Source organism: Bacteroides sp. 41_26, assembly GCF_949740115.1.
Taxonomy (GTDB): domain Bacteria; phylum Bacteroidota; class Bacteroidia; order Bacteroidales; family Bacteroidaceae; genus Bacteroides; species Bacteroides nordii.
Genome location: NZ_CATJGZ010000061.1, coordinates 17286 through 33109, shown reverse-complemented (window position 1 = coordinate 33109; position 15824 = coordinate 17286). Strand labels below are relative to the sequence as shown.

General features: G+C 42.8%; 9 protein-coding genes. 5 read left to right on the top strand and 4 right to left on the bottom strand.

Translation table 11 applies throughout. From position 1 onward, the window contains the following. The first annotated feature begins 65 nt into the window (after nt 1-65). The 3 genes from QX565_RS07510 (at nt 66) to cysS (ending at nt 7052) form a co-directional block, all read left to right on the top strand. Nucleotides 66-4373, top strand: coding sequence for a pectinesterase family protein (locus QX565_RS07510; RefSeq protein WP_289292239.1), 4308 nt, complete (start codon nt 66-68; stop codon nt 4371-4373). A 329-nt stretch (nt 4374-4702) separates the two neighbouring features. Further along, nucleotides 4703-5518 (top strand): Cof-type HAD-IIB family hydrolase, encoded by an 816-nt coding sequence (locus QX565_RS07505; protein ID WP_221650637.1) that lies wholly within the window; start codon nt 4703-4705, stop codon nt 5516-5518. A gap of 58 nt (nt 5519-5576) precedes the next feature. After that, nucleotides 5577-7052, top strand: coding sequence for a cysteine--tRNA ligase (gene cysS, locus QX565_RS07500; RefSeq protein WP_289292236.1), 1476 nt, complete (start codon nt 5577-5579; stop codon nt 7050-7052). A gap of 239 nt (nt 7053-7291) precedes the next feature. Here the strand turns inward: cysS and QX565_RS07495 are convergent, their stop codons facing one another. Together QX565_RS07495 and QX565_RS07490 are read right to left on the bottom strand one after the other, a co-directional pair. Next, entirely contained in the window at nt 7292-8836 is a 1545-nt protein-coding gene (locus QX565_RS07495; RefSeq protein WP_221650635.1) for a sulfatase family protein, read from the bottom strand. Between the two features lie 122 nt (nt 8837-8958). Continuing rightward, on the bottom strand, nt 8959-10164 hold the full coding sequence (locus QX565_RS07490; RefSeq protein ID WP_289292233.1) for a glycoside hydrolase family 88 protein: 1206 nt from the start codon (nt 10162-10164) through the stop codon (nt 8959-8961). A gap of 219 nt (nt 10165-10383) precedes the next feature. Here QX565_RS07490 and QX565_RS07485 point away from each other — a divergent pair, with 219 nt between their 5' ends. Beyond that, nucleotides 10384-10791, top strand: a complete 408-nt coding sequence (locus QX565_RS07485) for a PaaI family thioesterase (protein ID WP_221650633.1) — start codon at nt 10384-10386, stop codon at nt 10789-10791. Here QX565_RS07485 and QX565_RS07480 read toward each other — a convergent pair. Both QX565_RS07480 and QX565_RS07475 read right to left on the bottom strand, forming a co-directional pair. Further along, nucleotides 10778-11644 (bottom strand): DUF3108 domain-containing protein, encoded by an 867-nt coding sequence (locus QX565_RS07480; RefSeq protein ID WP_289292230.1) that lies wholly within the window; start codon nt 11642-11644, stop codon nt 10778-10780. The two genes, QX565_RS07485 and QX565_RS07480, sit on opposite strands and share 14 nt — an antisense overlap. After that, a complete protein-coding gene (locus tag QX565_RS07475) occupies nt 11598-13469 on the bottom strand; it encodes an Ig-like domain-containing protein (protein WP_414429675.1) in 1872 nt (623 codons plus the stop codon). The genes QX565_RS07480 and QX565_RS07475 overlap by 47 nt, the downstream gene beginning before the upstream one ends. Before the next feature lie 1203 nt (nt 13470-14672). On the opposite strand from QX565_RS07475, the gene QX565_RS07470 reads away from it, so the two are divergent. Beyond that, complete coding sequence (locus tag QX565_RS07470; protein WP_289292226.1) at nt 14673-15821, top strand: efflux RND transporter periplasmic adaptor subunit; 1149 nt, start codon at nt 14673-14675, stop codon at nt 15819-15821. Nucleotides 15822-15824 lie beyond the last annotated feature (3 nt).

The window sequence follows — 15824 nt, the reverse complement described above, 5'->3', positions numbered from 1 at the left end:
GTTTACAGTTTGTACTATATTCGTCGCTCAGAAATATAGTATTAACTTTAATCCATTCTTGTATTATGAGAAATGTATATTACACCATTCTTGTATTCGTATGCCTTATAAGCAGTTTATCTGCAAAGGCTTCAACGAGGACAGAAGGAGATTCTGGTTTTAAAGACATCAAGCTGAATTTGATGAACGGAAATTTCCTATCCGACGAAGAAATCAACAACAAAACCCAGGTAACATTCGGTATAGCCATTGCCGAAGACGGCACCCCAACCCGTGTGGCAGCAGACGACGCAACTGCCAATATCATACTGAACAACTACAAATATCATAGCAACGAGCATGGTTTCAATCCGGGTACAGCTACCGTAAAAGTGCAAGGCCCGGTGAAAATCTCTATCGGTACATGTGCATGGGGTAGTGACGTCACCATTACGGATACTGGTGGGGCAAAAGTGGCAACTATGAATACCAACAACGGGAAATGCTATCACAACGATCAGACTTGTGCCGAAGCTTATTACAATGGAGAGCCAACTACTCTCTCAATAAAAGGAGGTAACTACATCCCATATCTCGCTATTGAAGCAGTTAATGAAGTTCCTGCAAACTCTAAAATAACGTTCTCAGCAGGCGAATATAGTAATGCCGGAATAGTTCCGTCAGAAGCAGAAGTACAAACAGGAGCAACCTATACTCTTCCTCTGAACAGAACAATGTATGTAGAAGGCAAGACACTTACTGCATGGACAGATGGTACTCTAAATTACAAACCGGGAGAAGAAGTTACAGTAGTAGCAGACCTTGCTTTGATACCTATATTTACAGATAACACCGTATCATTGGAAGACCGTGATGATGAAGTAACCATCGTTTGGGACTTTCAACAAAAGAATGGTGCGCCGGAAATGGCTTATGAAGGAAAAGCCGGTTTTTATGTATCACAAGCCGTAGTTAATGGTAACGTAATTGATGTAAGAATCGACTTCAACACCCAACCCGGTAAAATTAATAATGTGGGCCGGACAGATTGGGCACAAATGAATGCAGGAACTACTCTTACTTTCCCGGCTGTTAAAAACGCAGTTATATCTCTCGAATCGTATAATCCAACTACTACCACTACGATTGCCGGTGATACAAACTATCAATTGTCCGGCAATGTAGCAACTTATACGTATGGAGGTAGTGATAACACAATTGACATTGTTATAGGTGACGGAGGATACTTCAGATATTTCAAAATAGTATATCCGAAAGCTGAGTCCAATATTCAGGAACGTCCTGTTATTGCTACAGATTTCACTGACTGGGAAGCCGTTTCTTCTAATTCCGGTGATGTAAGCGTAGAAAAAACAACTACTTTCAGTAACGAAGCAGTGACTTTCACATTCAATGGTGTTACCGTTTCACCACAAGGACAGAATGTAGATAAATTCGGTGACCTGACAGGATACGCTATGTCCGAAAAGAATCTGTCCGGAGTTATCACAACATCCGCATTCAGCAATATCACTAAAGTACGTTATTTCCACGGAGCTACCGGTGGTAAACGTGGATTCAAACTGGAAAAGAAAAATGCAACTGATACCGATTGGGTAGTACTCTCCGATGCCTTTGCCGACCCGGCAAAGGGAGTATGGGTAGAATGCACCATAAATGAGGAAAACGTACAGCTCCGCTGGACCAACCTCGCTCCTACTCAGAATGCTTATATGTTCGAACTGGAGATTTACTCAAATGTTGAAATTACTGCCAAACAAGTAACATTAGCAACGAAAGTTTCTCCCGAAGAAGCCGGAAATGTATCCGTTTCTCCATCCAGCAGCCAGTATGACGAAGGTACAGAAGTAACGCTGGCGGCTAGAAAGAACTTCGGCTACAAGTTCGTGAAATGGACAGATGCAGCAGAAAACACTCTCTCTACAGAAGCATCCTACAAACAAACATTAAACGAAGATATGGTCATTACGGCCGTATTTGAACCGGTAGCTACTTATTCACTTACAACAAGTGCAGAAGGCGGAGCAAACAATTACATGGTAACAGCCACTCCTGATGCCACTGTCGTAAATGGTAAGAACATGTATGAAGAAGGTACCTTGGTCACTCTTACTGCTACAGAAAACCACATCCTCACATTCCTGAACTGGAAAAGCGGAGAGATGGGTTATGAACTTCCTGTGAGAATGGACAGTAACAAAGAGTTCGTTGCAGTATACAGTGCTGCCGATTATATTGTAGGATGGGATTTTGTTCGGAAAGGCAACAGCAGCCGTCCGGCAGACTTCGCTTCTACAGGTGAGAATGAAGCTACAACGCTCATTCTACGCAAAGAAGACGGAACAACTCAAGCATGGCTCGACAAATCAAAAGAGTCAGGGAACTACGAAGGTGAATCTGCCGCTGTAAACTGGAAGAACATCTCTGATAAATATTACTATGAAACCCGTATAAATGCTTCTGAGTTTATTGATATCAAGGTAACTTCCAGAATGCTGTACAACTATAACGCATATTCTGTACAGAAGTTAGAATACTCTCTGGACGGAACCAACTACACAGAAGCAGCCCGCATTACTCTACCGGGTGCTAAGGCATGGACACCGCTGGAAGCTACACTGCCCGAATCATGTAATAATGCCGCATCATTGTATCTCCGTTGGATTCCCGATTACAGTTCTGAGATTGTAGGTACCGCATCAGAAAATGATGGTACGGCAATCGGTTCTATCTACATCACCGGAGTACAAAAAGGAGTTGATCCGGAAAGAGCGCCCCTATTGCTCTCTTCTCTCCCCGCAAACAATGCTGAGGAGGTTTCTGCTACGGGCCGTATTGTACTGACATTCGATAATAAAGTGAAAATAGCTGAGGGAACTGTAGCAACGTTGGGAGACAAAACACTGACCCCGTCTGTAGCAGGCAGAACCATTACATTCCCATACATGGGTCTGGATTACAATACAACTTACACTTTCACATTGCCGGGCAACAGTATATCCGACTTCTTCGATAACAAGATAAAAGAGAATATCACTCTCAAATTCACAACGATAGCACCTCCGGTAGTGACTCCGGGCAGGTATGACGCCATCGTCAGCAATGCAGAAGAACTGCTCGAAGCACTGGCTAAAGGGAATGAAGCCTCTACATCAGGAGAGCGCTTCCGCATCTTCCTGCACGATGGAATTTACGATTTAGGAGAACTTTGCCTGACAGACGTGAAATCCAACATTTCACTGATCGGTGAAAGCATGGAAAACACAGTAATCGTAAATGAAGCACCGGTAGAAGGTATCTCCGTGTCAGCTACCCTACGCCCAACAGGAGAAAATATCTACATGCAGGACCTCACACTGAAAAACGATTATGATTATCAGGGAAGTACCGGACGTGCTGTCTGCCTGCAAGACAAAGGAAACAAAAACGTATATAAAAACGTACGTATGTTGAGCTATCAGGATACATATTACTCAAACAACAATCGTATGCGTTCGTATTTTGAAGACAGCGAAATTCATGGCACGGTAGACTTTATCTGCGGTGGTGGCGATGTCTTCTTCAACCGTACACTGCTTTATCTGGAAGACCGTTCGGGCAACTGTATCACGGCTCCGGCAGGTGACACTGAATGGGGATATGTATTCAATGATTGTACGATTGACGGATACGATGCAAACAAAGGTTCTTATGCCCTGGGACGTCCTTGGCAAGGTGCTCCGATGAGTGTATGGATTAACACAACCATGAAAGTTCTTCCGAAAGCAGAAGGATGGAGTGACATGAGTGAAACAATTGTCCCGAAACTATTTGCTGAATACAATAGCCACACCGAAAGCGGAATGGCTGTTGATTGCAGTGCCCGTAAAACTCAATACACAGGGGGAAGCATACCTTACAGCCCGGTATTGACTCAAGAAGAGGCATCCCGCTTTACTATCGAGAATGTATTGAGTGGCAGTGACTCCTGGCAACCGGCTTTATTAACCGAACAGGCAGCAGCCCCGATACTGACGGTCAATGGTTCTACCCTCTCCTGGAATGCCAGCGATTATGTATTCTGCTATGCTATCTGCAAAAACGGAAAAGTGATCGACTTTACAAATGAAACCAGCTATGCCATCCCGGCAGATGCAACCGATAATGATGTATTTACTGTGCGCGCCGCCAACCAAATGGGTGGATTGGGACAACCTTCCAATAACAGTAATGCCACTGGTATCGAACAGAGCACTGTAGCTAAAGAGGTAGTAGAACGTCAATACTTCAACGTGAACGGTATCCGCCTTAACAAGGCTGAGAAGGGACTAAACATCCTCCGTACCATCTATAGCGACGGTTCAATAGAAACAGTGAAAGAATTTGTAAAATAGTGGTGCTTGCCGCACCGGAAGGTGCGGCAAACGATGGTTAATTAAAACGCGGATTAACACGGTTTTGAGTGTATTTCACCACAGAGTAACACAGAGTTCCACAGAGTAGTATTTATCTGATGAAACGCGGATTAGCACAGATGAACGAAGATTAAAAGACTGTAGTTCTTTATCATACATTTGTTTTCCTTTGCGATAATCTGCGTTCATCTGCGTTTCAATAAAAATTTAAACTCTGTGGAACTCTGTGTTACTCTGTGGTGAATTTTGCTCCTTTCTAATCAGAAAACATTATCTTTGCATCCTCAAATCAAACACTGAGCAGAAAGATGGACTATAAAATCCTCGTACTCGACCTTGACGGTACACTAACCAATACCCGAAAAGAAATAACGCCCCGCAACCGGGAAGCATTGATACAAACACAACAACAAGGTACACGGCTGGTACTGGCTTCGGGCAGACCGACTTACGGCATTGCTCCATTGGCCGATGAACTGCAAATGAATCAGTTCGACGGTTATATACTCTCCTACAACGGCGGAGAAATCATTGACTGGAAAAGCAAAGAGATACTCTATGCAAATGTACTACCGGATACTGTCATCCCCCAGCTATACGAATGCGCCAAAAGAAATGAACTTGCCATCCTGACCTATGACAAAGAATGTATTGTGACCGAAACCCCGGAAGACGAATATGTAAAGAAAGAAGCCTTCCTTAACAAAATGGAGGTGCGGAAAAGTACAGACTTCCTGACCGATATCCATCTTCCTGTTCCTAAATGCCTGATCGTAGGCGACCCGGACAAACTCATAGCTGTTGAGTCCGAGCTTTCTATCCGGTTGCAAGGTCAGATCAGTGTTTACCGCTCCGAACCCTATTTTCTGGAACTTGTCCCACTGGGCATCGACAAAGCACAATCACTCACCGTATTATTGGAAAAGCTCGACATGAAACGGGAAGACATGGTAGCCGTGGGCGATGGTTATAATGACCTTAGCATGATTAAGTTTGCCGGGCTTGGAGTAGCAATGGCCAATGCTCAGGAGCCGGTAAAGAAAGCTGCAGATTACATCACTCTCTCCAACGACGAAGACGGTGTAGCTGCTGTCGTAGACAGATACTTTTCAGCAGCAAAATAAGAAATATCAATTATTTATTCTAACTTTGTGGTTTCAAACTGAATAAATCTCAAACGTTATGGAACATCAACTGACCATTTACAACACTTTAGATAGGAAAAAGGAGCTGTTCGTACCCTTACACGCTCCGCATGTAGGGATGTACGTTTGCGGACCAACCGTATATGGAGACGCCCATCTGGGACATGCCCGCCCGGCTATCACATTCGATGTACTTTTCCGTTACCTTACACACCTGGGATACAAAGTACGTTATGTACGCAATATCACTGACGTAGGCCATCTGGAGCATGACGCCGATGAAGGTGAAGATAAAATAGCCAAGAAAGCCCGCCTGGAAGAGTTAGAGCCGATGGAAGTGGTACAGTACTACCTGAACCGTTATCACAAAGCGATGGATGCATTGAACGTCCTTCCGCCAAGTATCGAGCCACACGCATCGGGACATATTATAGAGCAGATTGAACTGGTTAGCAAAATCCTGGAAGCCGGCTATGCTTACGAAAGCGAAGGTTCCGTCTACTTTGATGTAGCCAAATACAATAAAGATTATCATTACGGTAAACTCTCCGGACGCAACCTGGACGATGTACTGAATACTACGCGTGACCTCGATGGACAAAGCGAGAAACATAATCCGGCCGACTTCGCCCTTTGGAAGAAAGCACAACCGGAGCATATCATGCGCTGGCCTTCACCCTGGAGTGACGGTTTCCCCGGATGGCACGCAGAGTGTACAGCTATGGGACGCAAGTATCTGGGAGAACATTTCGATATCCACGGAGGAGGTATGGACCTGATATTCCCGCACCACGAATGTGAGATTGCTCAATCTGTTGCTTCACAAGGTGACGATATGGTACATTACTGGATGCATAACAACATGATTACCATCAACGGGACGAAGATGGGTAAATCTCTCGGCAACTTCATCACGCTGGACGAATTCTTTACCGGTAGCCACAAATTACTGGCACAGGCATATACACCTATGACCATCCGTTTCTTCATCTTGCAGGCACACTATCGCAGCACGGTAGACTTCAGCAATGAGGCTCTGCAAGCATCAGAAAAAGGATTACAGCGATTGATGGAAGCGATCGACAATCTGGAAAAGATTGTTCCCGCAACCGGTTCTTCAGTAAATGTAAAAGAACTGCGCACCAAATGCTATGAGGCCATGAACGATGATATGAACACACCGATTGTCATTGCCAACCTGTTTGAAGGGGCCAGGATGATCAACAATATCATTGCCGGCAACGATACCATATCTGCCGAAGACCTGAAAGAGTTGAAAGAGACATTCCATCTGTTCAGTTTTGAAATTCTTGGTCTGAAAGAAGAAGCAGGGGCATCAGATAGCCGTGAAGCTGCCTATGGAAAAGTGGTTGATATGCTACTGGAGCAGCGTGTAAAAGCGAAAGCCAACAAAGACTGGGCTACTTCGGACTTTATTCGCAATGAACTCACGGCACTGGGATTTGAAGTGAAAGATACTAAAGACGGATTTGAGTGGAGATTGAATAAGTAATCACTCTTACCCCTTATATAAGCAAAAGAAAGAGGTCAGAACCGGTAGTTATCACGGTTCTGACCTCTTTCTTTATACCTATCAATAAGTGTTTCAATACATATGAAACAACACTCTCAATCGATATGAAACAAGTGTTTCAACCCGTTGAGAAAAAACTCTCAACCTATTGAGAAAACTTTCTCAACGTATTGAAACAAAATTCTCAATCCGATAAAACAAGATGAAACATTCCATCATTAATAAGAAATCAGTTCAGAAAGTATCTGTCCTCTATACCAAGGGTCATCAATCTCCTTCAACATAGCCCCCATCTCTGTACAGAGTTGTTTCACTATTTCCTGATTCTCTTCCAGCGGAAGGTTATTCATCTGATAAGGATCCTTCAAGTCATCGAACAGTAAACTCTTTTTCAACTGCTTTGTATCACGGTCGATATAGAGAGCCAGTGTATAATGTGCTGTTTTAATACCTCTTGACGATGGGAAATACGACACAACCAATCCGTTTTCATCTTTCTCTCCATCCAGGTTCTGAATATAAAGAGCTCCTGTGGGACGCACAATATCCGCCTTTTCATCGAAGAACAACGGAGCAAAATTACGTCCTTGTACCTCAGCCGGAATAGAGTCTCCAAGGCCACACAATCCCAACAAAGTAGGCATGATATCCGGTGAGGAAATCATCAGATCATCTACACGTGGCTGAATCTTACCTGGATAACGCACCAGGAACGGAACGTTCATCGATTCCGCATAAGGAGAGTTTTTAGGATCATCCGTACGCTGACTGCACATTGTTTCACCATGATCGGAAGCAAATATAACGACTGTATTCTTATCCAGCCCCATCTCTTTCAATGCGTCCAGTATCTCACCAAAGGCCCGGTCTACCCCCGTCACTGAGGCGAAATAATAACGGGCAGACTCTGCCTTCTTCATCTTTGTATCCGCATTGGGACGAATCAAAAGGCTATCTAAAGGCTGATCTTTATACAAATCAAAGTCTTCTTCCATACAGTCATTGAGTGAACGATACGGACTATGGGGCGGATTCATTCCGACCATAATAAAGAATGGTTTCTTTGTATCACGTACATTGCCTTCATTTTTCAGATACGAAACGACCATTTTGGCCTCGTGCAAAGGTGACCACTCTTTAGGGTCATGTCTCTTGCCATCCGTATCCCAGTAATGAGGATTTTTATGTTCATCAAACGTGCCGTATGAATACCAATAATTGAAACCGTGGCGCCTCTCTTTGGGAGTATAAGCATCCCATACCGGCCGCTGCTCTTCTACATATTTTCCCGGATGCTCCGGATCATTAGGTGTAGGAAAGTCAGCATGGAGTTTACCAAAGTAAGCACAGTCGTATCCGGCATTATAGAATACATCGCCTATACACTCTGCATCTTCACGCAGTGAACTGATAGGACGACTGGAGTTACAATTCAATGGTACACCACTTTTATTTGGATACATACCCGTCAATAAACTACCCCGGTGCGGGCTACTCAGCGGACAGTTACTCTGTGCAGAAGTCAGCACTACCGATTCGCGGGCAAAAGCATTCAGGTTGGGGGTATGTACGGGGTCACCTTTGAAGTTTACCTTCTCCCGGAATCCATCCTGATTCCAGAACTCCATAGCCTGATTACGATACTGGTCCGGAAAAACATAGATAATATTGGGATGTCCGGCTTGCTCTACTTGCGGGGCTTTGCAACCCTGCAAAGCAAGCAAACTCAATCCGCCAAATAATAAGTTTACTCGATTGTTCATAGCTCTATAAGTCGTTAATAAGTAGTAAGTAGTTAATAAGTAGTAAGTAGTCAAGTAGTTAAGTAGTAAGTATGATACTATTTTCTACTTACTACTTAACTACTTGACTACTTAACTACTAATTAATTCCCCCCTTCCATTTCTCTTTTACGTATCAACGCTTCGAGGAAGTAGTAGTCGGCATAATTCAACGGAACATCAATCTCGGCACCGTGAGGAATACTACCTACAGAGTGCATCAGGATAAAGTTACCGTTTGTACCCACTGCCGCACGATAAGCCGGCGAGCCAAGACTTTCCATTATCTTATCGGCTGTTGCCTTATAATTATTCCCCGGGAGATAAGTTTCCAGCTCATACAAAGCTGAAGCCGTACAGGAAGCAGCAGAAGCATCGCGTGGTTCATTCGGAATATTAGGAGCATCAAAGTCCCAGTACGGTACAAGATCTTCCGGCATATTCTTATTGGTAAAGATAAAATTATACACCTTTTGCGCCTGATCAAGATACTTTTTATCATGTGTATAACGATAACAAGTAGTATATCCATAAAGTGCCCATGCCTGTCCACGAGCCCATGACGATTCATCAGCATACCCTTGTGCAGTTTGCCTTTTACGCACTTCACCCGTCTCCGGATCATAATCAACCACATGATAACAACTATTATCAGGGCGGAAATGATGAGCCATGGTAGTATCGGCATGTTTTACTGCGATATTATAGAAAGTAGAATCACCCGAAAGCGCAGTTGCCTCAAACAACAGTTCCAGATTCATCATATTGTCAATGATAACGGGGCATTTCCAGCCACGCGTTCCTTGCCAACCTCTATCAGCATCCCATGATTGAATTACACCGGCATTCGGACGAAAACGGGTAGACAATGACCGGGCGGTTTCAACAATTACATCTTTATATTCTTTTTTATCAGCCAGACGGTAACCGTTCAGATAGCTGCATCCAATCATAAAGCCCACGTCATGATGCCATTTCAAATGCTTTACTGAATCAAGAGCTTCTGTATATTTCTCTGCAAGAGGCAACCATTTCTTATCTCCGGTCAGCTCATAAGTGAGCCACATACTGCCAGGATAAAATCCCGAACACCAGTCGTCAATAGGGATATAGACTATATTTCCCTTTTCATCAATTGTACGGGGATTTAAAATCTTACCCGACTTTTCAATGATATCGGTCTGGATTGTGTTTTGTGCTACCGCATTGTCTATGTTATCCTGAATAAAGTCCTTTTCAACCGTTTTTTGGCTGTTACAACTCGTCAAGACCAGAAGGGAAAGCCCCAATGCACTCAAAATAGTTCTCATAATACATGGATTTATATTAGTAAAGTAATTAATTTCATGGTGGCAAAAATAAGGCAATCTTACAGATTTGACCGACCTAAATCATCCAATTAAGAGACATTTTTGGTACATTTGCAGAAAATAATGTGCCAATATACTAAAATATGCCGATGTGCCAATTGGCGTACGGTATTATTGCGCAGCCAATTGGCATATTGACACATAGAATAATTAGTTATTATGACACCACAAGAGTTTTTCAAAAATGACCTATTTGCCGAAAGGGCAGGCATTGTACTAATGGAAGTACGCGAAGGATACAGTAAAGCCAGACTGGAAATTAAAAAAGAGCATCTCAATGCAGGCAACCGCACGCAAGGAGGAGCCATCTTCACACTTGCCGACCTCGCCCTGGCAGCTGCTGCCAATTCACATGGGCAACTTGCTTTCTCTCTGTCCTCCAATATCACATTTTTACGCGCCAGTGGTGAAGGCGATACACTCTACGCCGAAGCCCGTGAACGCTACATCGGACGAAGCACCGGATACTATCAGATAGATATTACCAATCAGCAGAATGAACTAATTGCGACCTTTGAATCAAGTGTATTCCGCAAAGATCAGCAAGTACCTTTTACTTTGAAATGATTGAGGTCAACGGATAGCGATTCCCGGAAACACTCTTCAGAAAAGCTTTGGCCGATCCGATATTCAGAAACATATCTAAACGGACAGGGAGGTGATTCTTGTCATCCGTAATATAAAAAGTAATGACCTCCTTCTCTTTGCCTTTATCAGTGTATTCTACAAACGAAAAAACAAGGCAGCGATACGTAGTATCATTTTCTGCTGTGATATTCTTCATCCCGCGATAGATCAGCGTCTGCTCCTCTACCCTACGTCCTGTAGCCATCGGGAAGTTGATCTTTTGCCCCACTTTATAATCCTTTGGATCGTAGGAACGAGCCTGTGCCAGAATACTAAGCATATCAAAAACACAACGGCTGTCACTATATTCCGTCTCCACTATCTCACCATCCCGGTAAGTCCGCTTCTGATTGACAAAACATAAGCCGTCTTTATAAGAGAACCAGGCCTCATCCACTGTATAGCGCTTACCTTCTTCAGCACCCTTCCGAAAATAACGGGGTTCGAGCTTCTCACCGACAATGCACGTCAGCGTATCACGCATTTTAAAAAAGAAATCAACCTTCTTACTGCTTATGGATAAAAGATTAAACCGGTAGGCAGGTTTGGAATGATAAGTGGTCGCATTCGTTGTAAGACTGGCTATCCCGGCTTTGATCCATACAAATTTCCAGTTAAAGAATAAGTCGTACATCACATGCTCGCCAGATTTAAATGCTTCATTGGGTGCTTCACACTGGGCCTTAACAGGCATAGAGCAACACAACCCTACCAACAGCATAAGCCATACTAAATTTATCCGTTTACTAATTGCGGCGATTGTTATTTCTATCTTTTTTTTTCTTGTCTTCATCTGGTTTTTGCTTTTTAAGTTCATCCGGCTTCTGTTTGTCTAATGGAAGAGCCTTTACATCCCAGGTCTGTTCAACCTCCCAATTGGCTTTAGGTTCGAGTATCTGAGGATAGTAATACACCATTTCCGGCTGACGCTTTGTCTCGTATTCACCGCTATCCCATACACCATTCCCATTCGTATCATTTATCAAACGGGCACAATACTTACCCGGGTTCAAGAAATAGAAGTCGGCCTGCCCATTGACAACCGGGACTTTTCGCACCACCTTATCCTGCGTATCAAGCAGTTCTACAAATGCAATAGAGTCACATCCTGAAACATTAAAATAGATGGCCCCGTATTCCTCCAGCGAACGAACTTTTATATTCTGTTTTATTTTATCTGTAAACAAACCGTAGATGCCATGAAAAGCTGTAGAATCTACAGAGAACTCATATTCCCGCGTTGGCTCCCATTCATAATACAAGTTATATTTACGTAGATTCAACGAATCTTGTTCAAAGGTAAAGGAGATATCTTCCCATAAAGTATCTACCTTCTGTTTCAAATGAATAGCTGCACTATCAAATGAAACTATCGGCTCGTCAAAAGAGAGTGAGATATAATCATATACGTCCATTGTAGACGGGATATACGTAGATACATGCAGGAACTTGGTTGGCTCCGGTTCCTCTTCTTCACCTTTCTTTTTCTTCTTTTTCTTAGGTTCGTCCACAGCCTTCTTTACAGTCTTCGCCACCAGGTTAAGAGTATCCGTACGGGGTACTAACTGATTAAGTGTATCTGTATACAAATAATTCAGGCTCAAAGATAAAGTATCCTGTTTATAAAGTAACGAATCTTTCACCCAATAGTGAATGGTATCATTAGTCAGATTCTTCTCTATAATAAAGGCATCCCTCTCATCAAAATTCAATCCTTTCAACACAGGCAGCGTATCTGCTTTTGCTGCAAAGTAAAGCGTGAACTTCTCAGGAGTCAACCGTTCGTTTTTCACAAGATATTGTGAAAACAAATCTTCCTTAAAGGAACGCAGAATCACATTGTCCGGTAAATAATAAGTATATTTCCTTTCTACAACCGTGTCGATGGTAAGAGAGTCCACCCAGGTAGTATCCTGACGTATACGTTCTTCCCAGCGGGGAATAACCAGCGAATCATTAAAAGCAAGTGCTTCACTCTTCTGGCTGAAAGCAAAGTTCTGGTCGGCATCCATCAAACCAAAAATGCGATATTTCCCCGGAGCAACACCACGAATCGTAAAATGTCCACGGCTATCCGTACGGGCTACTCTGTCAAAAGGAAGTTTCGTAAATGCAGTATCAGACAGATTGGAGTGCATACCTACCAGCATTCCTTTAACGGGCTCCAGGTTGGAGGCTTCGAGCAATGTTCCGGATACTTCCATCGTATCAATCGCACTTCCGGTAGAGAAAGTAAAGGCAAAATTACCTAACGGATTGCCTTCATTGTTATCAACAATAGCATCCGAGAAATCAATTGTATAAGTTGTGTTAGGCTTCAAAGAATCAAGCAGGTTGACACTTATCTTCTTTCCTGATGCCTTTATCTCCGGTTGCTGCACCTGAGGAGGAGAAATCACGACCTTTTCATTCGCTTTCTCAAGCTTAATGAATTCGTCAAAAGAAAGTGATACTTTTGTTTTTGTATTATTAAGTGCCCCTGCAGCAGGCGTGCTGCCAATAAAACGGGGAGGAGTCTCATCAAGTGGTCCTCCATCGGGCCTTCCTATACTGGCACACGAATAGAGAGCAGCTATCACCGTAACCACAGCCAATACCTTGCGAATAAGCCTCTTCATATTATATTCTTTTCTTAACATGATGCAAAAATAAAGGTTCTCAGAGAATAAATACTATACTTTACACTTATTTAAAGGAAAATGTTCAAGTAATAGTGCTTCCCGCACGGGGAGGTACGACAAGCGATGATTCGTTGAAACGCAGATGATCGCAGATTTTCGTAAAGGAAAACGAATGTATGATAAAGATCCACAGTCTTTTAATCTGCGTTCATCCAGGTTTCTTTTAAACTCTGTGCCCTCTGTATCCTCTGCGGTTAAATACACTTAAAACTGTACAGTGACGAAACTTATGGCCCAATCTTTTCGGTAGCGGAAGTATCCATAGACGATATCGATCCCCTTGTTCGGTATTGTACTTTGTCTTTCTCAGGAAGGAACGTTCCTTTCCCCGGTGAGTAGTCTTGTTTTAGATGTACATGTAAAGCAGCATGAGATGCACATGTCGTGTTGTCCCACATGCACATGTCGTACTGCTTTACATGTACATCTAAAACAATGTTACACACCGAGGCTTCATACGTTACTCTACGAGATAGAGCTTTATCAATACCGGAGAAAGAGACTGATAGCAATGACAAACGCCATTAAGCTCAAAACCGTACAGATATGAGCGAAACTCACCACAGAGTAACACAAAGTTTCACAGAGTACTGTTTATCTGATGAAACACGGATTAACACAGATAAACACAGATAGATTAAAAGACTGTAGTTCTTTATCTTAGTTTTGTTTCCCTTTGCGAAAATCTGCGATCATCTGCATTTCAATAAAGATTTAAACTCTGTGGATCTCCGTGTTACTCTGTGGTGAAATATATTCAAAACCGATCAATAATGAACAATTTGCCAATGTGTTAATTTGGCAATGTCTTTCAGCAATACAGTGTAGCTAATTGGCGCATTGGCATATTGGCCACATAACTTTATTGTTTTATTAACAAAGAATCAAAGTAATACAACCCCGACAAGTCTTTAAATGTTATAATTTACCAATGAATGTACCATTCAGACAATACCTATATTAATAAGAGAAAAACATAGTTAAAAAAGAGTCGGTTATCGAACATTTATATAAGAATTTAAAGTACTTTTGCAGCGAAAAACTAAAGAGAAGAGTCTCAGTTTTCTCCTTCTATCCCTAATAATACTTATGAGCACACTATTTGTAGAAAATTTATCAATAAACACTGAATATAGAAGTATGAAAAGTAGAATTGTATTATTTGCATTTTGTTTGGCCCTCTTGTCGAGTTGTGGCAAAAAGGGTTTTGACTTGGGAGGAACCCCGGAATGTGCAGTGCAGGCATTGCAACCGACAACAGTTAATCTGACGAGTTCTTATCCGGCTACTATTAAAGGAAAACAAGATGTTGAAATCCGGCCACAGGTGTCTGGTTTCATCACTCAACTTTGTATCGACGAAGGTTCAATGGTAAAAAAAGGACAAGTGTTGTTCGTCATTGACCCGGTACAATACGAATCAGCCGCACGTGCAGCTAAGGCCGCAGTACAAACTGCAAAAGCAAACGTAGCTACCCAGGAAATCACAGTTAAGAATAAACGGGAATTAAACAAAAAAAACATCATCAGTGATTATGACCTGGAAATGGCCGAAAACACATTGGCTTCTGCCAAGGCACAACAAGCTTCTGCCGAAGCACAGTTAATCAGTGCCAATCAAAACCTGGCATATACCCGTGTCACCAGCCCGTCTAATGGTGTAGCAGGCTCTATCCCCTTCCGTGTAGGAAGTTTGGTTAGTGGTTCCAGTGCAACTCCGCTGACCACTGTTTCGGATATTTCTGAAATGTACGTCTATTTCTCACTTACAGAAAAAGAATTGCTCAGCCTGATCCGCAAAGATGGCTCTCAACAGGAAGCATTGAACAACTTTCCACCCGTTCAATTGACTTTGGCAGACGGTACCCTGTATGGTGACAGTGGAAAAATAGAAACGGTCAGTGGTGTTATTGACCAGAATACCGGTGCGGTAAGCATTCGTGCTACTTTCCCCAACAAAGGCCACTTGCTGAGAACCGGAGGAACAGGCAGTATCCTTATCCCTTATAGTTCACCCAACGCACTTGTTGTTCCGCAAAAAGCAACTTATGAAATTCAGGATAAGAAATTTGTGTATGTACTGCAAGACGACAACACGGTTAAGAATACAGAAATCAAAGTACTCAATCTTGATGACGGACAAAATTACATTGTTACTTCAGGACTGAATGCGGGCGATAAAATCGTATTGGAAAACGTAAGTACACTAAAAGACGGCGCAACGATCAAGCCGCTTACTCCACAAGAGTCTGCCGAACATTTCAAAGCATCATTAGAGCAGAAGAAATAAGTA